At 57.9% G+C, this 24,365-nt stretch carries 18 protein-coding genes and 1 other RNA gene; 7 read left to right on the forward strand and 12 right to left on the reverse strand.

Going from position 1 to position 24,365, the window contains the following annotated elements; genetic code table 11:
• Positions 1–430 precede the first annotated feature (430 nt).
• Positions 431–901 carry a DUF4405 domain-containing protein gene (locus H7A51_16555; protein MCP5537831.1) on the reverse strand — a complete coding sequence of 157 codons (471 nt, stop codon included), beginning with the start codon at positions 899–901 and terminating at the stop codon, positions 431–433.
• Between the two features lie 132 nt (positions 902–1,033).
• On the opposite strand from H7A51_16555, the gene H7A51_16560 reads away from it, so the two are divergent.
• The 4 genes from H7A51_16560 (at position 1,034) to H7A51_16575 (ending at position 3,418) form a co-directional block, all read left to right on the forward strand.
• Entirely contained in the window at positions 1,034–1,366 is a 333-nt protein-coding gene (locus H7A51_16560) for a hypothetical protein (GenBank protein ID MCP5537832.1), read from the forward strand.
• 45 nt (positions 1,367–1,411) lie between these two features.
• An RNA gene (ffs, locus tag H7A51_16565) (signal recognition particle sRNA small type) lies at positions 1,412–1,504 on the forward strand.
• 63 nt (positions 1,505–1,567) lie between these two features.
• Positions 1,568–2,134: an orotate phosphoribosyltransferase gene (pyrE, locus tag H7A51_16570; GenBank protein MCP5537833.1), complete on the forward strand. Its 567-nt coding sequence runs from the start codon at positions 1,568–1,570 to the stop codon at positions 2,132–2,134.
• Between the two features lie 39 nt (positions 2,135–2,173).
• Entirely contained in the window at positions 2,174–3,418 is a 1,245-nt protein-coding gene (locus H7A51_16575; protein ID MCP5537834.1) for a competence/damage-inducible protein A, read from the forward strand.
• Here the strand turns inward: H7A51_16575 and H7A51_16580 are convergent.
• The 11 genes from H7A51_16580 to H7A51_16630 form a co-directional block, all read right to left on the reverse strand.
• A complete protein-coding gene (locus tag H7A51_16580; GenBank protein ID MCP5537835.1) occupies positions 3,411–4,343 on the reverse strand; it encodes an EamA family transporter in 933 nt (310 codons plus the stop codon). The genes H7A51_16575 and H7A51_16580 overlap by 8 nt on opposite strands.
• A gap of 15 nt (positions 4,344–4,358) precedes the next feature.
• Complete coding sequence (locus H7A51_16585; GenBank protein MCP5537836.1) at positions 4,359–6,452, reverse strand: TonB-dependent receptor; 2,094 nt, start codon at positions 6,450–6,452, stop codon at positions 4,359–4,361.
• The gene (locus H7A51_16590) at positions 6,424–8,184 is read right to left on the reverse strand and encodes an iron hydrogenase small subunit (protein MCP5537837.1); all 1,761 of its coding nucleotides are present in this window, start codon (positions 8,182–8,184) and stop codon (positions 6,424–6,426) included. The genes H7A51_16585 and H7A51_16590 overlap by 29 nt, the downstream gene beginning before the upstream one ends.
• 37 nt (positions 8,185–8,221) lie before the next feature.
• Positions 8,222–10,042, reverse strand: a complete 1,821-nt coding sequence (locus tag H7A51_16595) for an NADH-quinone oxidoreductase subunit F (protein MCP5537838.1) — start codon at positions 10,040–10,042, stop codon at positions 8,222–8,224.
• Positions 10,043–10,181: 139 nt separating this feature from the next.
• Positions 10,182–10,697, reverse strand: a complete 516-nt coding sequence (locus tag H7A51_16600) for an NAD(P)H-dependent oxidoreductase subunit E (protein MCP5537839.1) — start codon at positions 10,695–10,697, stop codon at positions 10,182–10,184.
• Between the two features lie 220 nt (positions 10,698–10,917).
• The gene (locus H7A51_16605; protein MCP5537840.1) at positions 10,918–11,583 is read right to left on the reverse strand and encodes an SDR family oxidoreductase; all 666 of its coding nucleotides are present in this window, start codon (positions 11,581–11,583) and stop codon (positions 10,918–10,920) included.
• Between the two features lie 21 nt (positions 11,584–11,604).
• Positions 11,605–13,005: a 2-oxo acid dehydrogenase subunit E2 gene (locus H7A51_16610; protein MCP5537841.1), complete on the reverse strand. Its 1,401-nt coding sequence runs from the start codon at positions 13,003–13,005 to the stop codon at positions 11,605–11,607.
• A gap of 198 nt (positions 13,006–13,203) precedes the next feature.
• Positions 13,204–13,569, reverse strand: coding sequence for a hypothetical protein (locus H7A51_16615; GenBank protein ID MCP5537842.1), 366 nt, complete (start codon positions 13,567–13,569; stop codon positions 13,204–13,206).
• Positions 13,570–13,713: 144 nt separating this feature from the next.
• The gene (locus H7A51_16620) at positions 13,714–16,218 is read right to left on the reverse strand and encodes a sulfatase-like hydrolase/transferase (GenBank protein ID MCP5537843.1); all 2,505 of its coding nucleotides are present in this window, start codon (positions 16,216–16,218) and stop codon (positions 13,714–13,716) included.
• On the reverse strand, positions 16,215–18,020 hold the full coding sequence (locus H7A51_16625) for a hypothetical protein (protein ID MCP5537844.1): 1,806 nt from the start codon (positions 18,018–18,020) through the stop codon (positions 16,215–16,217). The genes H7A51_16620 and H7A51_16625 overlap by 4 nt, the downstream gene beginning before the upstream one ends.
• Positions 18,017–18,586, reverse strand: a complete 570-nt coding sequence (locus H7A51_16630) for a sigma-70 family RNA polymerase sigma factor (GenBank protein MCP5537845.1) — start codon at positions 18,584–18,586, stop codon at positions 18,017–18,019. Before H7A51_16630 ends, H7A51_16625 begins: the two co-directional genes overlap by 4 nt.
• Positions 18,587–18,911: 325 nt before the next feature.
• Here H7A51_16630 and H7A51_16635 point away from each other — a divergent pair, with 325 nt between their 5' ends.
• The 3 genes from H7A51_16635 (at position 18,912) to H7A51_16645 (ending at position 24,357) form a co-directional block, all read left to right on the forward strand.
• On the forward strand, positions 18,912–19,724 hold the full coding sequence (locus H7A51_16635; protein ID MCP5537846.1) for a PEP-CTERM sorting domain-containing protein: 813 nt from the start codon (positions 18,912–18,914) through the stop codon (positions 19,722–19,724).
• A gap of 118 nt (positions 19,725–19,842) precedes the next feature.
• On the forward strand, positions 19,843–20,691 hold the full coding sequence (locus H7A51_16640; GenBank protein MCP5537847.1) for a LamG domain-containing protein: 849 nt from the start codon (positions 19,843–19,845) through the stop codon (positions 20,689–20,691).
• Positions 20,692–20,838: 147 nt separating this feature from the next.
• A complete protein-coding gene (locus H7A51_16645) occupies positions 20,839–24,357 on the forward strand; it encodes a hypothetical protein (GenBank protein MCP5537848.1) in 3,519 nt (1,172 codons plus the stop codon).
• Positions 24,358–24,365 lie beyond the last annotated feature (8 nt).

The raw sequence follows: 24,365 nt of genomic DNA on the forward strand, positions 1-24,365 counted from the left end.
CGGGTTTTTTCCGTTTCCAAGCCATCCAGCGCATCCGCCTGGGTGGCTTTTTGCTGTCGGCGGACCAGGACTCCATCGGCTTACACGAAGACAACAGCAAGCGTGGATATCTGAACTACCTACACACGTTTTTTGCCAACGAGGCTTTTGATTCCTACAGGTAAAGATCCGCCACCCTGCCGGTGTATGCAATGGCTGCGAGTGAACTCTGCACAGAAGCCCAGTCCCCAAAGACACTTGGGCTGGTCTGCTGGCGTAGCGGTAAATAAACCACACCATAAACCTATGGTAAGAATCCATTACCGCCCGGCAATGGTATTCCACATGAACCCGAGATTAACGCCGCCTGATGCCATGTGAAGGTCCGTGTTTTTCGGTCGACTGGTTTTTGTGGGCTTTCTCGGATTCCACTGATTGCCCATCGCCGGATTCAGCCTTTTTTGTTGCCACCCGATAACCGGCCTGCGGAGTCCCCGCGGCCGCGGTGTTTTCTCTCCATGTCATCGCCGCGATGTCCCCGGCCGTTAGCGCCGCATTCGCTGCAGCGCTCGCCGTCGCCATGGCTGTCGGGTGGATTGGCCAGTGGCGTGACGGCCAGCACCCCGATTAGCAGGATGGGGGCGAGTAGGCCGGCAAGCAGCCTGATGGAGTGTTTTTGACAGGCGACGTTCATTATCCATCTTCTGTGCAGCCATAGGTGCCAGACGACAAGCACAACGATGAGGATGCCGCCCCACAGGTGAACATCTCTCCATTCGTGCCGGTCCAGACCCCAGAGGCTGGTAGTACGACCTTCCGGTCCGTGCGGGATTTTCCACTTGATCAGAAAACCAGAACCCGCGATCAGGATGCCGCTGGTATACAGGATATAATTCAATATGCGTGGTAATATCTTTTTCATTGCACTGTTTTAAACAATGTATGAACCGAAAGGTTTCGGGACTTCGGGAAATTGGCCCGCATTTCAATTTCACACAAATTTCATGGTTGCTGCATCAAACATTCACCGACGGCTGCCATGTTCCGCAGCGTTATGAACGAACAAACCACATCCACCAATGACCATCCCGTCATCGATCAATGTGCCACCCAGGCCAAAAAAGCAGCCACCCGCGTCAAGGGCTGGGGTGGCCCCGCCATCTCCATCATCAGCTACGGCCTGATTATCGGCTTTGCCCTCAGTGGCCTCGGCATGATGATGCTCAGCGCCCTCGCCTGGCTCCTGTTTGGCGTCGGCTCGTTTAGCGGGTTCGGCCTGCTCACCGGAGGGATTTTCCTCTCCGCCGCCACCGCCATTTTCCTCGGCAAACTCGCCAAGGCCGGTGATGCCCTTCATCAAAATCGGAGGAATCGGGCCACCGTCTAGGAAAACAGCTTGCAATCCTCCTCCCAGGCATTAAGAAAACCGCGCTGTCAGGGCTGTGGAGTGTCGGCAGATGAAATTGGTCAGGACCGAAAGGTAGCAGCCACAGTTTGTCCGTCATTGCCGCAGTTCCTGGCAGTATTTTTTACCCCGTCGGGGAGTATTCAGTTGGAAGTATTCAGTATTCAGTGCTAACGAAGGCGCATGTCCAACGATGATACCCGCGCTGCCCTGAAGGCGCTCTTGCTTGAAAAATCCGTCCGTACCGGCGAGTTCACCCTCGCATCCGGTAAAACATCCGATCTCTACATCGACTGCCGGGTTACCGCCATGGACCCGCATGGTGCCAACCTGATCGGAAAACTCGGCTGGCAAACCGTCAAACAGGAAATCGCCGACCGCGGCCTCGATGTGCAGGCCATTGGCGGTATGACCCTCGGTGCCGACCCCATTTCACTTGCTGTCGGTATGACTTCCGCCGCCGATGAAAAACCGCTCCAGGTCTTCACCGTCCGCAAGGAGCCCAAGGGCCACGGCAAGGGCAAACAGATCGAGGGGAATTTCAAGGACGGCGACACCATCGTGATCGTCGATGACGTCATCACCACCGGCGGCTCCACGCTCAAAGCCGCCGACGTCCTGGAAGCCTCCGGTGCGAAAATCGCCTTTGCCCTGGTGCTGGTCGACCGCGAGGAAGGCGGCCGCGAAGCCATCGAAGCACGCGGCATCCCGGTGGTCTCCCTGTTCTCCAGAAGCACGCTTTTGGATTAAACACCAAAGATCCGTCTGATCCGACCGATCCATGGTTCCATGAACATCGAAATCATCAACACCGGCAGCGAGCTTCTGCTAGGCACCACCCTCAACACCCATGGTGCCTGGATCGGCGGTGAGTTACTCAAGCTCGGGCTGCGGGTGCAGCGCCAAACGACTGTGCCGGACGGTAATGCCATTACCGAGGCCATGGCTGAGGCGATGGAGCGCAGTGACGCGGTCATCGTTACCGGCGGTATTGGCCCGACCAGTGATGATCTCACACGCGAGGCGGCAGCAGAGGTGTTAGGTGTCGATCTCATCACCGACGAGGCCGCTCTGCGGTCGCTTGAAGCGTTTTTCTCCAGTCGAAACCGGGTGATGGCAGAAGCTAACAAAAAGCAGGCACTGAACCCGGTGGGAGCCACTATTTTACCCAACCCCCACGGCACCGCGCCCGGTATCTACGCGCCCCCGCGCATGAGCGGTGACCGCCTCTGCGCCCTCTTTCTTCTCCCCGGCCCGCCTGGCGAGATGAAACCGATGTTTCTAAATGAAGTCGTGCCCATACTCCGCTCCCTGGCGGATGTCCGGGATGACCAGCAAGTGCATACACTCAGCTTCACCGGCGTTGGCGAAAGCGATTTTCATGCGGCTCTCCATGACGCATTCCTCGCCATCCCGAACCTGGAAATTGGCTATTGCGCACGCCCGTCCGAAGTGGATTTGCGACTGATCGGCCCCATCGACAGCATTGTGCGCGCAGCTGACCTGGCCATCAGCACCTTTTCCAATGAATGTTTCAGCCACACAGGGGAAAGCCTCGAGGAAGTCGTGGTCAAACTGCTTCTCCAACGAGGCAAGAAACTCAGTCTCGCAGAAAGCTGCACAGGTGGCCGCATTGCCAGTCGAATCACCGATGTCCCAGGTGCGTCGGAGGTTTTCACCCATGGTTTTGTCACCTATTCCAACCTCGCCAAACAACAACTGCTCGGCGTCAACGAAACCACCCTGGAAACCCACGGGGCGGTGAGCAAAGAAGTCGCCGTCGCCATGGCCGAAGGTGCTCTGGCGAGGTCCCGCGCCAACATCGCAGTGTCAGTCACCGGTATCGCCGGACCAGGCGGCGGCAGCGAATACAAACCGGTCGGCACCGTCTGGATCGGCCTCGCTACTCCAACAACACGCATGGCCATCCGTAAATACCACCCCCAGGGGCGTGAGCATTTCAAACAAGCTACCAGCCAGAATGCACTCGACTTGATACGGCGCGCCCTCGAACCCGCCTTGAATATCAGCTGAGCAAAAGCCCGGCAATACCGCCAAGCGCCAGCAGGCAACCGAGGTAATAGGAAAGCCCCGGACGCGAGGACTCCAACCGACGGGCAAAGGGCACCGTCAGCAGTGTGGCACTGGCTGCAACCGCCTGCACCAGACCCGGGTTGGCCACCAGGCTGATCGCCCAAAGCATACATGTAACCCCCAGCACAGGCCCGAACAAGGCATTGAGCGTCACCCACACCGGAGCAGGTAGCGGCGATTCCGGAAACGTGGACGTGATACCGGGCTTCCCCGGGCGGAAACGGCGGACACACACCGTGACGGCATAGAGGAACAGCGCAACCAAAAACCCTCCAAGCAGTCGTTGGTAGGCCGCATCAAGTGGCTTGATCGACGCACCACTGGTTTCTAACAAGGAAAAGGCATGGCGGGAGAGGTTGAAACTCACAGCTTGCAAAAGAGCGGCAGCGGTCGCCAAGGCCGTACCTGTTAGAATAACCCTGCGCCGGGGTCTGACCGCGCTCCTGGCATCAACCACGGACAAGCCCGGAGCCAAGCCCATGACCACTCCGGCAAGGATCAGAACAACCAAGGCGATTTCCCCAATTTGCAGTGAGGCCCCGAGAAATATCCAGCCGATCGCAGTCGCAAAAAGTGCCGCAGAGCACTCGACAATAAGCAGGGTGAGCGTGGAGCCGATCCGGCGCAGCGACTGGAACACACACCAGCCACCGAGACCAAAACCAATCCCGCCGGCACACATGAACCAGCGCAGCACGCCGCCACCAAGTCCGGAACCGAAGCCGTGCGCCCAAACACCGAGCACCGCCAACGCGATCACCAGCCGCCAGGCATTGGCACGACCAGCACCAAGCAGGCTTGATGCCTGCGCAGCACAAACCCCTGTTAGTGCAAACAGCAGGGCGGTGAGAAGGGCGGCGTACATGAACAGTCGGTAGGGTTACCACGTGTATTCAACCCTAAGCTCCACCGTACGTCCAGCGGCGGGCAAGAAAATCGCGGGGTCACTACCAACGGCATTGTCGAGCACACCCGCCGTGCTCGCAATGGCATCGCTGTCGAACAGGTTGTAAACCCCCAGGGTCACAGCCCAGCCATCGGGGTGTCTGCGGCCCAGCTCCAGCGAGCAAATCCCGGAGCCTCCGTAGCTTGAGCCGTGGGCATGGTCGCCATAGGTGTCCCCTGCCCTCCACTGGAAGGCCGGAGCAATAAACCACCCGCCGGCGGAGGTCGCCCGCAAACCGATGGCGCCGGTATGCGGCGGGATGCCTCCCAGTCGTTTGTCACCGTAAACCGGATCGTTGTCGAACCGGGCATCGGTATAGCTGTAGGTCGCCCAGGCACTCAGTCCGCTCTTGGACCCAGGCAGCAGATCCCATTCCACCGCACCCTCAAAGCCGGAGTGGATGGTATCACCGGCATTAACCGTGCCCCGGGGTGAGCCACCGGCGTCCACCAGACGTAAAAACTCGTTTTCCCATGGCGCATAATAAATGGAAGCCGACCACGCAAGCCGGTCGTATCGTCCGTGCGCGCCAATCTCAAAAGAGTTCGCCGTCTGCCACTCCAGCGGGGAACTGCGCAACTCGCGGGCATTCATCGGGCCGGTCATATGGAAGAGGTCGTTGTAGCTGGGTGGCTCATACGACCGGGACCACGATGCGGTGAGGGTGGTGTACTCCAACGGCGACCACGACCACGCCGCGCGGGGGGCCAGTCGGCTGCCGGATGATGACAAATCGACCGGAGTCAGTCCAGCTGCGGTGCCGAGTCGATCATGGATATCCCTGTCAGCCGACAGCAGGGAGGCTCCCACTTCCAATTTCTGGTTGCCGGTAAGATCCCAGCGATGGTCGAGCGCGGCGGTTAGCGTGACGGGTTCGAGCCGCTGGTGACCGATCAGCGCGCCCATTTCACCACCGACGGACCGGTAGCGGTGGACATCCCACCATCCGGCGTGAAGCAGGGAGGCAAAACGGGTCTGTTGTGCGCCGGAGTTCCAGTTTTTCTCCGCCTTGAAGGTGATGTAGGCTTCCTGCTCCCTGGAGCTGCTGATTCCGTTAGGGAGTAGTTGATAGAAGGTATCCCGATTGGAAACAGCGCCGATACCGAGCGAGGCGCGGGTATCGGTCCAGCGTTTGTCAACACGCGCATAGAGCTGGCCGTATTCGGTTTCCCGGCGCGGGCGGTCCAGAACCACTCGTTTGAGGTTGCTCTCCGGATGGTGCAGGGCGTCGTGGTAGCTCAGCGGTCCAGGCACCTCATAGGATGGCCGGGAGCCGAAAAACCGGATGGTCAGCTCCGTATCATCGGCCAGTGCCGAGCGGAGGGCGGCAAGGAAGCTTGTGCGTTCCTGCCAGGAGTGCGGACGCCAGCCATCCGTGCGGCTGAAGACAGCGCGGGCAGCCAGATCGAGCCCATTGACCTGTTGCGCCCCGCCTGCGGACAGGGTGAGGGTGTTGTCACTGCCATACGATGCCCCGGCTGACCACCGGAGATCAAAGAGGTCCGAGTCACTACCGAGTGTTAGAGAGCCACCGAGCGATGGCACACCTGCCGCCGGCCCCCGGGTCAAGCTGGCAGACTGCATCCATGAGCTTTCCAGCAGGGAGAGGTTGAACGAGCCGTCCGCGGCATTCAGCGGCATATCAAAAAACGAGATCAAAAGCCCCCTGCTGGTAGGGGCACTCTGGACGCCCGATCCCCGCACGGCAAGACGTGGCGGGTCAAATCCACCAAAACTGTCCTGGGCCGTCAGTCCGGGCACACGTTGGAAAACCGCAGAGAGGCGCTCGCCGGATGGCTCAAGCGGGGTTTCCGTCGCCAAGGCCAGGATACCACTACCTACCGACGACAGAGCCTGCCCGGCCTGGATGACCGATGGCGGCAGCCTGTCATCTGTATCCGTTATTGCTGCGGCAGCGTGGCCTGATAGAATAACAGCTGACAACAGACCGCAGGCCGCAACAGGCTTGATGACCTTGTTTCGGGAAATTGTATCCCTGTTAACGTTTGTAGGCAGCTCTCGGGGCATAGTGGGCGTGTAGCAGGCTGTGGGCTTTTTCGCCCAACGGCTCCCCGAGAAACTCGTCGTAGACCTTTTTGATCTCCGGGTTTTCATGGGAGAAGCGAAGTTTCATGCCATCGTCACAATCAAAGAGTCCCTTGGTGCGGATGGCACGTAGTTGATCAGTCACGTTGTAGGGCTGGCCACCACCACCGATACATCCGCCCGGGCAGGCCATGACCTCGATGAAGTGATAAGGGGTCGGCTCGCCCGTTTCGCGGGCTTTTCTCACCTCCTGCATCAGTCGGTCCACATTGCCGAGGCCGTGCGCCACAGCCACGCGAACCTCCGTGCCCTCGATGTTGATGGTGGCACTGCGTATCCCGTCCATCCCCCGGACGGCGGCAATGTTGATGGCGTCATGCTCGAGGTTCCTGCCCGTGATCCCATGGTAGGCGGTGCGCAGGGCGGCCTCCATCACCCCGCCGGTAGCCCCGAAAATCAGACCCGCACCGGAGTAAGTGCCGAGAATCGAATCGGCCTCGCCATCCGGAAGCTCATCCAACATAATCCCCGACTGCTTGATCAACCTGACCAGCTCCCTGGTGGTGATCACCAGGTCAACGTCAGCGTGTCCGGAGGCGTGCATCTCTTCGGTGCGCTCGATTTCGTATTTCTTCGCGGTGCACGGCATCACGGAAACCTGATAGATGGATGCGGGGTCGAGACTCGATTTCTCTGCAAAATAGGTTTTTGCCAACACCCCGAGCATTTGCTGGGGGGATTTCGCCGTGGAGAAGTTAGGCACAAAGTCGCTGAAGCGCTTTTCCATGAAATCGACCCAGGCGGGGCAACATGAGGTGATGAGTGGGAGTTCGCCACCCGTTGTAAACCGCTGCACAAACTCAGCGGCCTCCTCGATAATGGTCAGATCCGCCGAGAAGTTCGTATCAAACACCGCCTTGAAACCAAGTCGACGCATTGCCGAATAGATTTTCCTGGTCAGGTCTGTGCCCGGAGGGTAGCCAAAGGCCTCACCCAGGGCAACCCTGACGGACGGCGCAATCTGGACGGTGCAGTATTTCGCCGGATCACGCAGGGCTTTCCAAACGGCGGGGACTTCATCGTTTTCAACAATCGCACCCGTCGGGCAGTGGGCTGAGCACTGGCCGCAACGGACGCAGGGAGACTCGGCTAACAGAATATCCCCTGCGGGCGCCATGCGGGTGTTAATCCCGCGCTCAAGGAAGGACAAGGCCCAGACATCTTGCTGCTGCTGGCAGACCTGGATACAGCGCCCGCACTTGATGCACTTGGTGAAGTCAATGATGATCGAGCCGGTAGAACAGTCGGGCTCCAGTTCGCGCACATAGCGCGGGATGCAGTCCTGACGGATACCAAACTCACCGGCAAGGGTTTGCAACTCACAGCTACCGTTACGCCCACACGTGAGGCAGGCGTTCGGGTGGTTGGAAATGATAAGCTCCAGCGTGGAGCAGCGCACAGCGGTAAGTTCCGGGTCATGGGTGGTGATGTCCATGCCTTCCTCGACAGCCGTGGCGCAGGCGCGGGGCATCTTGTTAGAACCGGCGATCTTGACGATACACAGACCACAGGCCGAGGTGGGCAATAGGTCCGGGTGCTTGCACAGCGTTGGTATTTTGATCTGCACGGAGCGGGCGGCATCGAGGATGGAAGTGCCGACCGGCACCTCGACATCGAGACCGTTGATACGGGCATTGACAGTGGTGATGGTCATTACGGGTTGGGGTAAATGTTAGAATGATGTGATTATGTTAGACGACATCCTTGAGGTTACGGCCCTCCGCCCGGGCCTTTTTCAATTTGCGGGCGTAGCTCGTCCCGCCCTCGATGTAGGCGAGGAACTCATCCTCGAAGAATCGTAGTGATGAGAGCACGGGGTTGGGTGCGGTCTGGCCCAAGCCGCATAGCGATGCGCATTGCATGGCTTTACAGATGCGGCGAATCAGATCGAGATCCCCCGGCTCCCCCCGGCCCTTGGCAATTTTTTGCAGGAGTTGCAGCATTTGGTATCCACCGGCTCGACACGGGGCGCATTTGCCACAGGATTCATCGACGCAGAATTTCAGATAAAACGCCGCGACATCCACCATACAATCATTTTCATTCATCACCAGCATCCCGCCCGAGCCCATGATCGACCCCAGCTCGGAGAGATTCTCATAGGTGATCGGGGTGTCGAGGTAGGGTTCCGGGATAATTCCTCCGGAGGGGCCTCCGGTCTGCACCCCCTTGATAGGCACCGCATCCTGGGCGCCTCCACAAATGCCGAAGATGATATCCCTGACACTTGTCCCCATGGGGACTTCCACCAACTGCGCGTTGAGAACCTTGCCTGTGACGGCAAACACCTTGGTGCCCTTTGATTTTTCGGTTCCAAAGCGGGCGTAGGCCTCGCCGCCTTTGGCGACAATCCACGGCACGGCGGCCAGGGTTTCGACGTTGTTGATACTCGTCGGCTTGCCCCAGAGCCCCTGGACAGACGGGTAAGGCGGGCGGGGTTCCGGACTACCGCGCCGCCCCTCGATGGAGGCGATCAGGGCGGTTTCCTCACCACAGACGAAGGCACCGGCACCAAGCCGTATGGCGGCATCGAAGCTCCATCCCGAACCGAGAATGTTCTCGCCCAGGAGACCTCGCTCGCGTGTCTGGTCGATGGCTTTCTGGATGCGTTTGACCGCCAACGGATACTCCGCACGGATGTAGAAATAACCCTTGCAAGCCCCGATGGCAAAAGCGGCCAGCATGAGACCCTCCAGGACGGCATGGGGATCGCCTTCGAGGACGGAGCGATCCATGAAGGCTCCCGGATCACCTTCGTCGGCGTTACAAATAACGAATTTCCGGTCCGCTTCCGGTTTGCGGGTCAACTCCCACTTGACCCCTGTCGGGAATCCCGCGCCACCGCGTCCGCGCAGACCGCTGGTTTTCACCGTATCGATGACTTGCTCCGGGCTCTGTTCGGTGAGCGCCCGCACGAACCCCTTGTAGGAATCATGGCGCAGGGCGTCATCCAGGCTTTCCGGGTCAATGATACCGCAGTTGCGCAGCACAATACGTTCCTGCAAATCAGGGCTGGAATACAACAGGTGGTCCAACACCTCTTGTTTTTGAACCGATTCGGTGACAAGGCGGGTAATATCACGACTGAGCACGTTGGTGTAGGTCACGCCTGATGGCAGCAGCTGGACGGTCAGTCCTTCATCATAAATTCCAAGGTCAAGCGCGCTGACCACCTGCACGGTATCGGCAAGACCGTGCTCGGTTAATTCCGCATGGATCGACTCCTTGAAGAATTCCGTCTTGTCCCCCTCATCCCGTGAGCTGTCCCTGACCAAAATGGCAGTGACCGGGCCGTCGATTGTTTTCCCCCGCTGACGAGAGCCGATGATGTGTCCGTCGAGCAGTTTTCCCTGGCCAACGTGCTGGTAAACAATCGCGGCAGCGGCTTCCTCGTCGACCAGTCCGTAAAGGATCGTTGGCGCCCCTGCTGTTTTCACTTCCACCAAGGGATCAGCGAAGGCGTAACCATACGAGCCGACGCGGCGTATGGGGATCTGGCATTTGGCAGCCATGGCTTGGGCGGCCAGTTGATCAAAGAGGCGCCTGGCTCCGGCAGCGATACCTCCGGAGTCCATGCCGACACGAATCCAGGCATCCTCTGGAGTGGTATTGATACCCTGGCGTAGGGTTTCCCAGGTTTGTGCAAAGTTCCTATTCATTGGTTTCTTCTTGGATATGTATTTTTTCGATGATTCCCGCGATATCGGTTGTGGCTACCTTGCCGACGGTGGTGCCGTCCACGACCACAGCCGGCGCCATCCCGCAGCAGCCGATACAGCGAACGGTTTCGAGGTGAAACAAGCGATCATCCGTGGTTTCCCCCTCCTTGATTTCGAGTCGGTTTTCAAGCTCGCTGAGCAAGCGCGCGGAGCCCTTCAAATAGCAGGCTGTGCCGTTGCACACGGTGATCTGGTGTTTCCCCTGCGGAACCAGCCGGAAGTAGTGGTAAAACGTGAGCACCTCATAAATCCGGGCGAGCGGAACACCGGTTTTTTCCGCTAGAAGCAAACTAGCTTCACGTGGCACATAGCCGTGGTGGTTTTGGATCTCGTGAAGGATCATGATGAGGTTTCCCTCCTGATCGCTCCAGCGTTCCACGCATTCATCAATCTCTTGCTGGACCTCAGGCTCAAGGTCGCGCAATGGCGGCAGGACGGTGTTATTCATAGCTATTTATGGTTAGACGACTCAAGGATGACACGCATGCCGGACTGACAGCCGTCAATACAGCGATGTCCTCAATATCACACATAGCACACAGAGCTTTTTTGGCTCTGCGGCACACGCCCCAAACTGCGCATATCCTGCTTTACCGCAAATCAGAGACCGATCATCCCAATCGGGCAACAACGCCGCCATCGCCCGAACCCGGACGCGCGGTAGAGGTTTATCGCCAGGAAAGAATCCGGCTGTCCAGATTGAACACCTGGCCGGAGGTGTGAGGCAGCTGCCGGTGCAGGAATGTGATGAACCCTGCCACCGACTCCGGTGTGTTAAACCGGCCGAGGGTATGTCTGTCGAGGTTTGCCTGTTTGAGCTCATCGGACAGACCATGGGTCATCCTGGTTTCCAAAAATCCAGGCAGGATGGCATTCACCCGTATATTGCGCGGACCCAGCTCGCGTGCCATGGATTTCATCGCACCTAACAAACCGGCTTTGGCCGCCGCGTAATTGGCCTGTCCGGCGGGTGCGTGAACTGCTGAGAAACTGGAGATAAACACCATGTTTCCAGACCGGCGTTTCATCATGCCGCGCGATGTTTCTCGGGCACAGAGGAAGGCTCCCTTGAGATTCACGTCCACCACGTCCGACCAATCCTTTTCGGTCATACGGGCCAGTGGTTTATCAATTGTTAGACCAGCATTACATACTAACAAATCAACCTGCCCGGCGGCTGCCAAATAGGACTTGATGGAATTTGGCGACGTGACATCCAGCTCATCTCTCCCGGGAGCCAGTACCGCTAGCCCGGCTGACCTGAGACTGGAAGCAATCGCCTGCCCGAGTCCGCCTGCGGCACCCGTGATGATGGCTCTTTCCCGGTCATCCATCTGTCATGCACTGCCCCTTGCCTAAACCAGCATCAGGGCGGGGTTTTCAATGAGCTTTTTCACCTCGTTGAGGAACCTGGCACCGACAGCGCCATCGACCACCCGGTGATCGCAGCTGAGGCCGATGTTCATACGCATGCCGGGAACAATCTGGCCGTCCTTGACGACCGGTTTTTCCACAATGGCACCGACACTGAGAATGGCAGCCTGGGGAGGGTTGATGATGGCGTCAAAACTTTCTATGCCCCACGCACCGAGATTGGAAACGGTGACCGTCCCTCCATCGAACTCGTTGGGAAGCAGTTTTTTATCACGTGCGCGCACAGCCAGGTCCTTGACCTCCTTGGAAATCTGGAGCATCGACTTGTTAGCGGCGTCCTTGATAACCGGGGTGACCAGGCCATCATCGACAGCCACGGCGATGGATACTCCGATCTTGGCAAACTGGACAATGCTGTCACCATGAAACGAAGCATTCACCTCGGGAACCGCCTGCGCGGCGTTAATCACGGCTTTGAGCACAAAGTCATTGATACTGTATTTGTTGCCATGCGTTTGCTCGGCCTGGGCGTTGACCTGCTTGCGCAAGGTCATCAGCGGTGCCGTATCCGCCTCCACATGAAGGTAGAAGTGGGGGATGGTGGTCTTGGAGGTAAGCAGTCGGTCCGCGATGATACGGCGCATCGAGCTAAGCTCAACGGTCTTGTCTTCCGCCGTCACCACAGGATTGATCGCCACGGGGGCTGGTGAGCTTGTACGCGCGCTAGTTGCAGGTGAGGCCGAGGACTGGGCCGCCTGGGACTTGGCGGAGGCGGCGAGGGCGGTGGCAGCGGAAGCGAGCGGTGACACTGCGGCAGCCGCCGGCGTCCCGACGACGCTTGGAGATGGGGCTGGGGATGGAACTGGGGTCGCGGCCGGTGCTGGAGCGGCGGAAAAGCTTTCGACATCCGACTTCAAAATCCTGCCACCAGGGCCAGAGCCTTGGATGGCATGGATGTCCAGGCCTTTGGCCGCGGCAATCTTGCGTGCCAAGGGAGAGGCTTTGACGCGCTCGCCGGTATTGGGGTTGGCCTGGGCGGGAGCCACGGGTGGGGCAGGATGGGGAGCCGCTGCTGGGGCGGCGGGGGCGGGGGTGTCTGTTGATACTGCGCCGGTCGTGGCAGGTGCTGTGCTGGCCTCCTCGCCGTCTTCCAACAGCACCCCGAGAGCGGCACCCACTGCGGCTTTTTCACCTTCCTGGACAAGGATGGCGGTAAGGGTACCCTCATCGAACGCCTCCATTTCCATGGTGGCTTTATCTGTTTCCACCTCGGCGATGACGTCCCCGATTTCAATGGTATCACCGACTTGCTTGTTCCATTTCACGAGGGTTCCTTCCGTCATCGTGTCGGAAAGCTTGGGCATTTCAATATTGATAGGCATGGGAAAAGTCTGGGTATCTGCGCGGAATACATCGTTGAAACGGAGCCAATGGGCAAGCTGATTATGCCAAAATCCATGACTGCAAGGTTCGAAAACCGCCTTACGCCGATGAGACGGGGCCTCCGAGCCGCGCGATGACAGCAAAAAGGCCACGACTTCTTGAGCCATGGCCTTTTTAAAAGGTGATGATCGGAGGGTTTAGTTCGCGTCCGGGGCGAGAGTCTTCATGGTGGGGATCAGGCCGATATGCGGCTCACCGGTTCCACCTTGGGCGGTGGCGCGGGCAAGGACCTTGGGGCTGATGATACCACAGCACTGGGGCTTGGGGCAGAAGCTGGAGCCACACTTGTTGCAGCATGTGGAAACACGCTCGGTCGTGGTTACTGGAACGCGGTCGGTAACCACGTAGGATGTCTTGTCACCATAGACGGTGCGTTGGCTTTCCTGATAGGTTGTCACTTCCTTTTCAGCGGAAAGTGAACCCCCGCAAGGCAGAAGGCCACAGCATGATGAGAAAGCGAGAGAGAGAACGGCGAGCGCGAGGAGTTGGAACGTAGTTTTCATGGTTGGTGGCCACTCTAAAAGGTCAAGGCCACGGCTGGCAATGAAAAAGGAGGGAAAAATAAGCCTTTTGCATTTCCCCTGCCCCTGCCCATGTCCCGTCAACTGGAGTGGCTGGCAGCCCGGCCATCTGGTTATCCTCGGTGACTACTGTTCCAGAAAGACGCGGACAAAGAGGCGGTTTTCTGATTCCAGGGTGCCGTCGGTTGCCACCGTCAGTTGTTCGAACCGGCTGTTATCCAGCGAAACGGTGGGCCCTGTGGCTGTTACCGTAAACGGCAATGACCAGTCCACCATGTCGCGGGAAACCTGCACGGTGTAGGAAATCGAATGGGTGCCATCGATCCGCTTGGGGAATGTGACCTCCAGCTTCCTGGTTGCGGGATTGAGCGTTGCCTGGTGCACAGTCGCTCCGGCCGTCTGCACCTTGGGATCCAATCCGAACGCATACTCAAACAGGTTGCTTTTAAAATCCATATCCTGGTCCGCCGTCCAATCAAATGTCCGGGGGGCGCCGAAGTGTTGCAGCACCCATGCGCTCTCACTGTTCTTCTGCTCGGCATACTGGAACACAATGTCTGCCGGGGCCAACGCCTCATGGGTCACGCGAAACTCGTCGATCACACCTTGGAACGGCGGGATCACCGAACCGGGCGCTGATGCGGAAGTTGCAATTTGAGGACCTCCAACAGTCAACCCGGACGCTGATGTGTTGATGGCTACACCGGACACCTGCGACAGCACCTCTAACTGACCGTCAACATACATCCTGGTATCTGACAAATCGGGAGACAGGTCTTTTTCCCAGCTAGCAGCAACGTGATGCCACGCTCCATCGTTAATCGTTGAGGATGTGGTCAGCATCCCGCCACCGCCATCGAGGCTAAGTTTACCAGCGTCATTGATGTATAAACTCCACCCCTGGCCAGCTGACTGTGCGTTACCCCAGTGGCATATCAGTCCGTTTTGCGTGGTTTTTATCCAGGCCGAGACTGTCCTGTTACTGGTGCCGCCAGGAGGAGTGAAACGGGAGACATCGACCTGTTGCGCCCCGCTGAACAGGCAGGCCCGGTTATGCCTGCCCGGCACCCACTGCGCCACACTCCCGGCGAAATTGACCAGGTTCCCGCGGTTCTCACCATTCGCGTCCATGGCCTCCGTGCTATCACCCTCATTGAATGGCAACCAGAGGCTATGGTCATCCCGATGTCCGTTGACCGACTCGATTTTCGCGACCATCTGTTGTTTGAACCATGCCAGTGTGGTTGCATAGGCAGGATCAGAAGCCACATTGGTGAGCTGTAGCGGATCACTGGCCATATCGTAGAGTTCGTATCCGCCGGACCCGCTGGCATTGTATTGAATAAACGCATACTGGTCGCTGCGCAGATAGTAGTAATTGTTTGATTCAAAAATACTGAAAGCCGTGTCCCGGACCGTTGCCGCCGGGTCATCCAATGTCGCCGCGAGACTCTTGCCTTGCAGGCGTGTGGGAACCTCCAAGCCACATAACTCCGCCGTCGTTGGATAGAGGTCGATCAACTCCGCCAGGGAGTGGCACACAGCCGGCGCCTTCCCCGGAACCTTGATAATCAGCGGCACCTTGGAAGACTCCTCGTGGACGTATTGTTTTGACCAGAAGTCATGCTCTCCGAGGAAAAATCCATGGTCGCTGGTAAAGACGACTATGGTCTGATCCTCAAGCCCCTCGTCCTTGAGCTTCTGCAAGACCTTGCCCACCTGGTCGTCCATGAATGAGACGGTGGCGTAGTACGCGGCGATCGCCTTCTTTTTCTCCTCGGTATTGAACTTGAGGCTCGATGTGGTGACCTTGCGGGCGATGATATCCGACTGGTCTCCGGCTGGGACGACGGGTGGGACGATGCCCTGCCATGGATACATATCGAAGTATTTTTGGGGTGCCACGTGCGGGATGTGCGGTCGCACGAACCCGACCGCTAAAAAGAAGCGCTCGTTTTTATGAAGTTCTATCAGCTCGCATGCCTTGGCGGCAGACTTGGGATCGGACTGGGCCGTATCATCATTGGCCACGATCACATACTCATAGGTATTGCCACCGATGATTTGGTTCACCCCGCTGCTCCCTTCGTCAATGCCCTGCAGGCGTTCAGCGGTAGGGTTGCCACCATTGAGCGCCGGGTCCAACGGAACCGCATCCTCGGCCTCCGCTCCTTGTGCATTAAACCGCTCGGTCCATGACAGACTGTCATCCGCCCCGTTGCCTCCGGATCGAATTCCGTTAGGAACCCCCATGTGGAAAATCTTGCTACACCTGGCGGAATAATATCCGCGGTTTTTAAAGAACTGCGACCACGTTTCCCTGGAGCCATTCTGACTACGACCGCTGACATAACCAAACACGCCCGTGGTATGTGGATAATACCCGAACATCAACGACGACCGCGACGGACCACACACGGGATACTGGCAATAGGCACGGGTATAGCGGGTCCCTTCCGATGCCAGGTTATCGATATGAGGTGTCTTGCATACCGTGTTGCCATAGCACCCTAAAGCGGTGGACGTAAGGTCGTCCGAGATAATGAACAGGACATTGTATTGGGCGCCTGCATCCGAGGCGAGTGGCCATGCAACGACCATGGCCAGCGCCAGGTGGAGGTACCTTTTCATTCAGCAGCTGCGGTGGGTTCATTGGTCTGCATGAGTGCATTGATCACATCCGGGCTGATGGCCCCCTCGAAAATATAGACTTCATCGAGGCTGGCATTCGCTGTTTTGATAGGCAGCCCGGAAATGGCCCTCACTTTGAAAAAATGATCCATGTCGCCGAAATCATGCTCGTAGGAGTTCAAACTCAACCCGAGGGTCACGGGAAAATACTTCCCGTCGCTCGGCACGGTATTGATGGCCTGGGATTTGGCACCGCTCACGGCTTCGAGCCTGCCATCGATGTAATGCAAGACGTGGGTGGATACATCCGGGTCCCCCCCACCGACCATGACGCTGGCGACGTGGTGCCATTTTCCGTCCCTCAAATCAGTCGAGCCGATGACAAAGCCGTAGGAACACTCGGTGCGGACAGCCCCTAACGGCCCGTCTTTGATGTTTTCATTCACCCGGACAATCCATTTGGCACCACGATTCAGAGAACCCCAGCCTACGGCAACATCGATGGATTCGTCCTCCTTGTCTTCAGGGACGCGTATCCAGAACACCACACTCCGTGGGTTTTTGCCCTCCACGCCACGGTAATCGGTGGAGATGAACTTCTCCCTGCCGGAGAAATTGACGCCGTTGCCATACCTGCCCTCGACCAGCCAGGCCTCGGCATGGGTGACTTCTCCCTCCTTGTAGACCAAGGCTGCGGCGTTCCTGTTGCCAACCTTGAGCGACCCGCGTTCCAGCATGTAGATGGCATCCCTGACACGACTGTCATTTCTCTGGTCGGGCACAACGGAAACATCGAGATTGGACCAGTCATGCATTTTGCCCGTGTAGCACTTGCCACCCCTGGACGGGTGGAACTCCAGCGGGGAGACGGTGTCACACGACCAATGCTGGTAGTCGGGTGTTTTAACCACCGCGTCGAAACGGGGTTCGGCAAATCGATCACCACGATGGACAATCACCCGCCCCACGGTGTCGTCCTTGCTCCACGCCATCGCCATCCCTGCGCTGCACGTCTCCTCCCGTTTGACATCAGGCGTCCCTATTTCCAGCGTCCCGCGCATCACGTGCACCTCGCTTGTCCCATCGTGATCGACACGGATTCCGGCCACCATGTCATCACCGGAAAACGACTTGGTTGCTGTGGACACCGTGTGGGGAAGGGCATAGGCCGGAACCTTGAGCTTGATGCTGCCGGAGGCTAAAAATCCATTCGTTTCGTTTTCAACATGATAGTCACAGGGCGACATCACGGTCACTTTCGCTCCGCTCGAGTAGGTGAGCTCAAGGCTGCCTTGCTGAAGCACCAGGTGACCCGCCGACAACCACTGCCCGAGCGCCATCCGCCCGTCTGAACGCACACCGGACAGGGCGGAAATACGCACCAGCGGCTTGCCGTTGGGATTTGCGTGGAAGGTGGATATTTTTACCGGTTCGGCGACCTGCCCGGGTTGCGATTCCGGCGACCGGGGTAAAAAGGCAACCGCACAAAGGATCAAGGCGGTCACCGCTGCCACGGCTGCCAGGACATAACGAGTGAGGCGGACCGATGTTTTGGCTGGTGCGGGGGGGGCACTGCCGGCGAGTACCGGCCCAGGCTGGCCTGCCTCGAATGGTTGACCGGGTCCGTAGACCCATGACAACCAACCGTGTATCTGCATCTGGTCGATGTAATAGGCCCTGGCCTCCACGTCCGCATCCATTACGTCCATCAGCCGCGCGTAATCAGCATCGGTGATGTCTCCCGTCATCAACTCCTGCACCCACTGGATGAGCTTGGGGTCTGGTGAAAAATCGTCTTTCATATGTCTCCCATCTCCAAATGGTTCAAGCCGCCAATCCGGTCGTCCCCCCTCATCTCAATACACTCCTTGAGATTGCCGCGGATTCTGGAGAGGGCGTATTTCAGTCGGCCTATCGACTGCTGGGTGGCCTTGGCGTATTCAGCAAGCTGTCCCCGTTTTTTGTAGTGATGGTCAACCAGCTCCCTGTCCCCGGGTTCAAGCTTGGCGAGGCAGTGCTCAAGATTCCGCAAACGTTGCTGGTCAGAGCTGCGATACAGGTATTCATCGGCTATTTTTTCCAGGACCGAGTTCTCCACAGCCGTCATCTTGCTGCGTTTTTTCTTCTTCAGGTGCGCCATCGACTGGAAATAAGCGATTTTAAACGCCCAGCCCTTGAAATCGGTGCCCATCACAAACTCATGCCGTTTTTTCCACAGCACGATGTTGCTCTCCTGCAAAACATCACTTTTCCCATCCACCTGGGGGATCAGGGAGATAATATACCCCAGCATCGCCCCCTGGTGCTCAGTCATTAACTGAACATACTCAGCGCTTTCGCCAGAATCGTTTTCGCTTCCCTGGATCATACGGTGGATAACGGGGTCGTCTTGAAACAATGGTTGCCATCGTCCTTGCTAACGCATGGTAACTCACGGTAAAAATAGCGCAACTCGTAGAATCGGCTGAAAAATCCGGCATAAAACCTGCTGCATCCGATACGCACCATACGCACCATATGCACCATTTTCCAATAAAGCGGATTTTTTCAGCCGATCCCCGCCTATCCGCTATTTGTCTTGGTAAGACCGCGCATAGAGTGCCACACCATGCCTTGCCTTATGTAACACAACAGTAACACAACACGGGCCGAACAATACCATATACGAGCCTTATCAAACACATACCAACAACATGAAAACAACCAAACCCATGCTGGCCTCTTTTGCTGTGTCAGCTCTTACCATTGCAGGGGGCTACGGGGCCGCCAGCGTCGTCAACTACTGGGACTTCGAAGGTGGATATACCGATAAAGCTGGTACTGCGCACGGCACGGCCGGAGCAAATGTTTCCACCACGGCAGGCCACACCGGCAGCCCGACCGCAGCCGTATTCCCCGCATCCCAGGCAGGTGGCTTCACCTCCGCCAGCTATGTCGACCTCCCCGCTGGCAATGTCCACAACTCGGGCTCCGATGCATTCTCCATGAGCTTCTGGTTCAACATCTCCAACGCCACCACCAACCGTGGCATATTGGACTTCAGCGGTAATGGTGGTGAAGGGCCCCAGTCGCTCTACCTCTCTGCCACGAACACCCTTGCATTCCGTGTAGATGGCGCTGGCGGCGGCGGTGCCGCGCTCTACGACAGTACGGCGTCTCCACTCGACGATGGCAATTGGCACTTTGTCGCAGCCACCTACGATCCCGTCACCGGCATTGAAGTTCACATCGATGGCTACGGTGTCGATGCATCTGCCGGAGGCTTCGGGGCTGTCAACTGGAACACCGATCAGTACCTCGGTGCGTTCAACGTCTTCGGTACTACTGCCGATCGCGGACTCGGTGGCTCGCTCGACGATGTTGCCATTTACTCAGGCATCCTCAGCGAAGCACAAATCACCGGCCTTGCCAGTGGCGCTCTGACACCCCTCGAGGTTCCCGAACCGTCCGGCACAGTCCTGCTCGGCTTGGCGGGTATGACATTCATGCTGCGCCGTCGCAGGTAACAGAAAACACGAACGCACAAACCCAAGCCCAAAACCCTACCCCCAAAAAAACCTAAGCCCCCAAGACCTAAAACCTAAGCCCCCAAGACCTAAAACCTAAAACCCAAAACCTAACCCAATGATGAAAACAACCAAACCCATGCTGGCCTCTTTTGCTGTGTCAGCTCTTACCATTGCAGGGGCCCACGGGGCCGCCACCACCCTCGCCTACTGGGACTTCGATACCGGAGTCGGCAACATCGAGGATTCTGTCGGAGGCATAGCCACCACCGCCGTCAACTCACCCGATATCAGCACCCACGCCACCTATGGCGCATCCGGGGGCAGCGGTGGCAACTCACTCAACCTCGTGATCAGCGGAACGGGTTATCTTTCCGGTGATGTTTTTGGAGCCGGCTCATCCTCCGCTCTCGATTTCGGCACAGGCAACTTCTCCGTCAGCTACTGGGTCTATGATGACTCCAGCGACCTGGATGACCGCGCCGTGCGTATCTTCGACATGATGGACGGCACACTCGCCGGTTTCCAAATCCTGGGATCCACCGCCCCTGGCCTCAATATGCGTGTTGAGGGCAGCAGCGGCTCTGAGATCATCATCAACGAAGGAACCTATACCCGCGATAAGTGGGAGCACGTGGTTGTCACCATGGACCGCTCCGGCAACGCCTCGGTTTACATCGATGGCGCATTGTCCGGATTTACCACCGACATTACCTCTCTCTCGGGAAATGTGAATCCAACACGCGATATCACCATCGGGGTGAACACAATCGGTGGAACCGCAGGAGGCACCCAAAGCGGAGGCATCGACGACCTGGCGTTCTATAGCGGTATTCTTGACAGCACACAGATCGCGGCTCTCGCTGCCGGAACAGCGCTGCCGTCTGCCTATGTGGTGCCTGAGCCATCCAGCGCAGCTCTTCTCGGGCTCGGCGGACTCGCTCTGGTTTTACGCCGCAGAAAATAATTTGAGTGTCATCCACACTTCCCACATGCCAAGGGCACGGTGCCCTTGGCATATCCTGGCCCTCGTTTCCAGTGGCTGTGCTGCGACCCGGCACCTTTGTGGTTAAATTTGTATTTACAAAATGCACACCGAGAGGATAATAACTTTATGAAAAGCATAGGTAATGCGCCCAAAAGATTACCCGGCACCCCAGCTGGTGTGAATGATGGCTTTGCGCTGATTGCCACCATCTCGGTCATGATTCTGTTGGTGATGGTAGCGCTCGCCCTACTGAGCCTGTCGGCTACCACAACACGTTCGTTAAACAACGACAAGGCACAAGCGGAAGCCAGGGCCAATGCACGCCTGGCGCTGATGGTCGCCCTCGGACAGATCCAAAAAAACCTGGGGCCTGACCAGCGTATCACCGCAACCGCGGCAGTCCTTGACCCCTCGCCCCCTTCGTCATCGGCCAGCTCCAGCTCCTATCCCAATGCGTATTGGACCGGTGTCTGGCGATCCGACAACACCATGGAGCCGTCTAACTACCAGGCCCGCAAGACCGATCTGTTTGAAAGCTGGCTGGTATCACTCCGCGACCTCGATTCGGCAACCGCACTTGGCACCGCAGCGACGGCGATCAGCGGAGCACAGGACACAGCCCTTGTTCTCGGCCAGGGCACCACGGATGCAGCCACGGACGCCCAGAATGTCCACGCTGAGATCCTTGCCGCACCCAGCGGTGGCGGCTTCGCCTGGTGGGTGGCCGATGAGTCCGTCAAGGCCCGCTTGAACCTCCCCGGCCTGCCCAAGGTCGGCGCAAGCACACCGGAACTCCAGGCACTGCTGCAAAGCGCGCCGCTTGCCGGCAGCAAGATGTCCGCATCCCTCGATTGGCTGGATACTTCCAGTGACGCCGATCAAGACCGGAATAACTTACGCCGGCTCATCACCTTGCACATGCTGGCTACTCACCCGCAAAACCCCGATGGAAGACCTGGAAACTACCACGATTTTTCCACCACCACCATGAGCCTGCCGGTGGATGTCAGGGAGGGCGGCATGAAATGGGACCTCTCCCGCTTGTTTGGCAACGATACCCTGGCGGCCTCACACCGGCGCAGTGCCAGAATGGCAACGGCCGGCACTCTCATTCCAACGGAAATGCCGATTTATGAGACGGGGAATCCACAGGGAATCTTCCCCAGCTGGCAACGTCTGGCCGACTACCACCGCCTGGCGCAATTCATCAAATGGGATGGCTATAACCCTTACTTGTCCTATGAGGGCTCCGGTATGACATCGGTGTGGGGCAGGATCAGGCGACTTCATTGCCAGCCTCCCCTACCGGTATTGGTGAGGATGCAGCTCTTCTTCTCCCTTGCCGCCCAAAACGGCAGAATCGGGCTCGTTATCGAGCCGGTCTGCACCTTCTGGAACCCTTATAATATCGAGATCCGCGTACCCTACGATTCAGGGGTGATGCGTTTATACTCCTGGTGGCCCTCCTGCAGAATCAGGGTACAACGCGGAGGCAGCGGGCTGTATCAACCGGCACTCACCGGCTACAGCACCTCGGTATTCCAGTATTCCGCCGACGCCGGACCCAACGCACACATGGGCTTTGATATCGCCGGCATGACCCTCAAGCCGGGCGAGACGCTGGTCTACTCGGATGTCAGTAACCGACCCACCCACTGGGACAACAGGTTTGCACAATACGGTCGCTCGGTTACCGCTGTGCCGGGCTGGTCGGAAAAGGGAGGACTGTTAGGATACAGCTCGAGCGGACAATGTTACGGCGGGCCTATCAGTGGTGCCGAGTCCATCAGTGTCACCACCACCTTTGATGCCATCCCCACCCGCTATGATGGACATTTTTCCCAGGGAAAACACCTGCTGTTCCATCGCCTGATCATGCACAAAGCCGGCCCGGGGGTTGATAAGCTGGCCAGTGGCGACACCTACCGCGGCCTCCAGAGCTTTGGTATCCACGACATCAGCACCAAGGAATACCACGAAACCCTGCATACCAACGGCACGATTGTTAGAAACAACATTCAGGGAGCCGCTTTGTTAGCGGGTAAAAAAGAACCTCTCTTTGTCATTGATATGGCAGCTCGCACGGAAGAAAAAGGCGATGCCGGCACGGTGCCCATTGACGATCCACAGGTGCTGCCCTTTTTACACACCTCATGGAGCCACGGCTCGATCATCGGCGGGGATACGCTCAACGAGTCAGAAAAAGTGGGAGGCTACTGGGATGCCTTTGTTTACAAGGTATCCGACTGGGATAACCAGGGCGTGGAGATTGAGCCCAAAACCCACCGGGGATACTTCGGCTCCGGCAATACCGCTGAGACTGGTGTGAACTTCGTGACCATGAAGGAAATCCCCACCCGGGCACCACTGTCGCTGGCCGCATACCGTAATTTTGACCTCCTCTACAACCCCCTCATCAATCAGTTGGGTTACGGACAAAGGTCCGATGCCTCGGAGTATTCAGCTGACCCGGCCACCAGCTTCATCATTGGCGGCGGCTACGCACACCCACTTGTCGGCAAGGACAAAGTGGTTCTCAAGAATGCCATCAAAAACCGTACCGATAAAAGCAACTACGATTATTTCGACCACTCCTACCTGGCCAACTGGGCGCTGTTCGACCGGTATTTCCATTCCGGGCTGCCACCGCTCTGGTCAGACGATTATCAAAACCAGTCACAGGCCGAGCGCACTGAGACCCTGCGCGAGATTGTATCCGGCGCGTCCAGGGAGCACGTGGAAAACCCACGCTTTGTCTGGCGCAAAAGCAGCGATGAATCCGTTGCCACCAACATCCTCGATGAAGAAACGGGTCACGAACGCGTCGCCGAGCGCCTGAGCTTCGCCGGCTTCAATGTCAACTCGACCTCGGTCGAAGCCTGGCGGGCCTTTCTCGGAACCATGCAGTCGGCCACCATCCCCCGCCACAACGGCGAGGCGCTCACCCCCGGCATGGCCGACAATTACCCTGACTATTCGGCGGCCTACCCGCGCCAGCAAATCGTCAACGACCTGCTGGCTGACGATGTGTTGATGACCAACGCCGGCCTGAAAAACAAATCCCTCCTCTGGAACGGTTTCAAATCACTGGAGAGTGACGAGATTGAGAAACTGGCCGTAGCCATTGTCGAACAAGTCAAGGCACGGGGACCGTTTTTCTCCATGGCTGATTTTGTCAACCGCAGGCTGTCCAACAGCGGCGGGGCCGGTGGCAACCCCTCCGATTTCACAAAAAGCAGCGCGCTGCAGGCAGCCATCGACGCCACCGATATCAACACCCAAAACTTCAAGGTTTTCCAGAACGACAACAGCACTTCGTTTGCAAATCCCGACGCCGCCACCGGACTCCGGGCAGCCGGTGCCCCCGCTTACTTGATGCAGGGGGACCTGCTCCAAGCGCTTGGCTCCACCATGACCGTGCGCGCCGACACCTTTACCGTCCGCGCCTACGGCGAGTCAAAAGACGCCCAGGGCAATGTCATTGCCAGGGCCTGGTGCGAGGCGGTTGTCCAGCGGAACCACGACTACATTGACTCCACCAATCAAGCCCACCAAACAGGAGACGAGCTGACACAGACTAACAAACTGTTCGGCAGGAAACTCAACATCGTGTCTTTCCGGTGGCTCGGGAAGGAGGAAGTGTGATTTCGACA

The organism is Akkermansiaceae bacterium (assembly GCA_024233115.1).
Taxonomy (GTDB): domain Bacteria; phylum Verrucomicrobiota; class Verrucomicrobiia; order Verrucomicrobiales; family Akkermansiaceae; genus Oceaniferula.

Excerpts from the sequence above, each read along its gene's own strand:
- H7A51_16555 (MCP5537831.1), bottom strand. The coding sequence starts at position 901 with ATGAAAAAGATATTACCACGCATATTGAATTATATCCTGTATACCAGC.
- H7A51_16560 (MCP5537832.1), top strand. The coding sequence starts at position 1,034 with ATGAACGAACAAACCACATCCACCAATGACCATCCCGTCATCGATCAA.
- pyrE (MCP5537833.1), top strand. The coding sequence starts at position 1,568 with ATGTCCAACGATGATACCCGCGCTGCCCTGAAGGCGCTCTTGCTTGAA.
- H7A51_16575 (MCP5537834.1), top strand. The coding sequence starts at position 2,174 with ATGAACATCGAAATCATCAACACCGGCAGCGAGCTTCTGCTAGGCACC.
- H7A51_16580 (MCP5537835.1), bottom strand. The coding sequence starts at position 4,343 with ATGTACGCCGCCCTTCTCACCGCCCTGCTGTTTGCACTAACAGGGGTT.
- H7A51_16585 (MCP5537836.1), bottom strand. The coding sequence starts at position 6,452 with ATGCCCCGAGAGCTGCCTACAAACGTTAACAGGGATACAATTTCCCGA.
- H7A51_16590 (MCP5537837.1), bottom strand. The coding sequence starts at position 8,184 with ATGACCATCACCACTGTCAATGCCCGTATCAACGGTCTCGATGTCGAG.
- H7A51_16595 (MCP5537838.1), bottom strand. The coding sequence starts at position 10,042 with ATGGCTGCCAAATGCCAGATCCCCATACGCCGCGTCGGCTCGTATGGT.
- H7A51_16600 (MCP5537839.1), bottom strand. The coding sequence starts at position 10,697 with ATGAATAACACCGTCCTGCCGCCATTGCGCGACCTTGAGCCTGAGGTC.
- H7A51_16605 (MCP5537840.1), bottom strand. The coding sequence starts at position 11,583 with ATGGATGACCGGGAAAGAGCCATCATCACGGGTGCCGCAGGCGGACTC.
- H7A51_16610 (MCP5537841.1), bottom strand. The coding sequence starts at position 13,005 with ATGCCTATCAATATTGAAATGCCCAAGCTTTCCGACACGATGACGGAA.
- H7A51_16615 (MCP5537842.1), bottom strand. The coding sequence starts at position 13,569 with ATGAAAACTACGTTCCAACTCCTCGCGCTCGCCGTTCTCTCTCTCGCT.
- H7A51_16620 (MCP5537843.1), bottom strand. The coding sequence starts at position 16,218 with ATGAAAAGGTACCTCCACCTGGCGCTGGCCATGGTCGTTGCATGGCCA.
- H7A51_16625 (MCP5537844.1), bottom strand. The coding sequence starts at position 18,020 with ATGAAAGACGATTTTTCACCAGACCCCAAGCTCATCCAGTGGGTGCAG.
- H7A51_16630 (MCP5537845.1), bottom strand. The coding sequence starts at position 18,586 with ATGATCCAGGGAAGCGAAAACGATTCTGGCGAAAGCGCTGAGTATGTT.
- H7A51_16635 (MCP5537846.1), top strand. The coding sequence starts at position 18,912 with ATGAAAACAACCAAACCCATGCTGGCCTCTTTTGCTGTGTCAGCTCTT.
- H7A51_16640 (MCP5537847.1), top strand. The coding sequence starts at position 19,843 with ATGATGAAAACAACCAAACCCATGCTGGCCTCTTTTGCTGTGTCAGCT.
- H7A51_16645 (MCP5537848.1), top strand. The coding sequence starts at position 20,839 with ATGAAAAGCATAGGTAATGCGCCCAAAAGATTACCCGGCACCCCAGCT.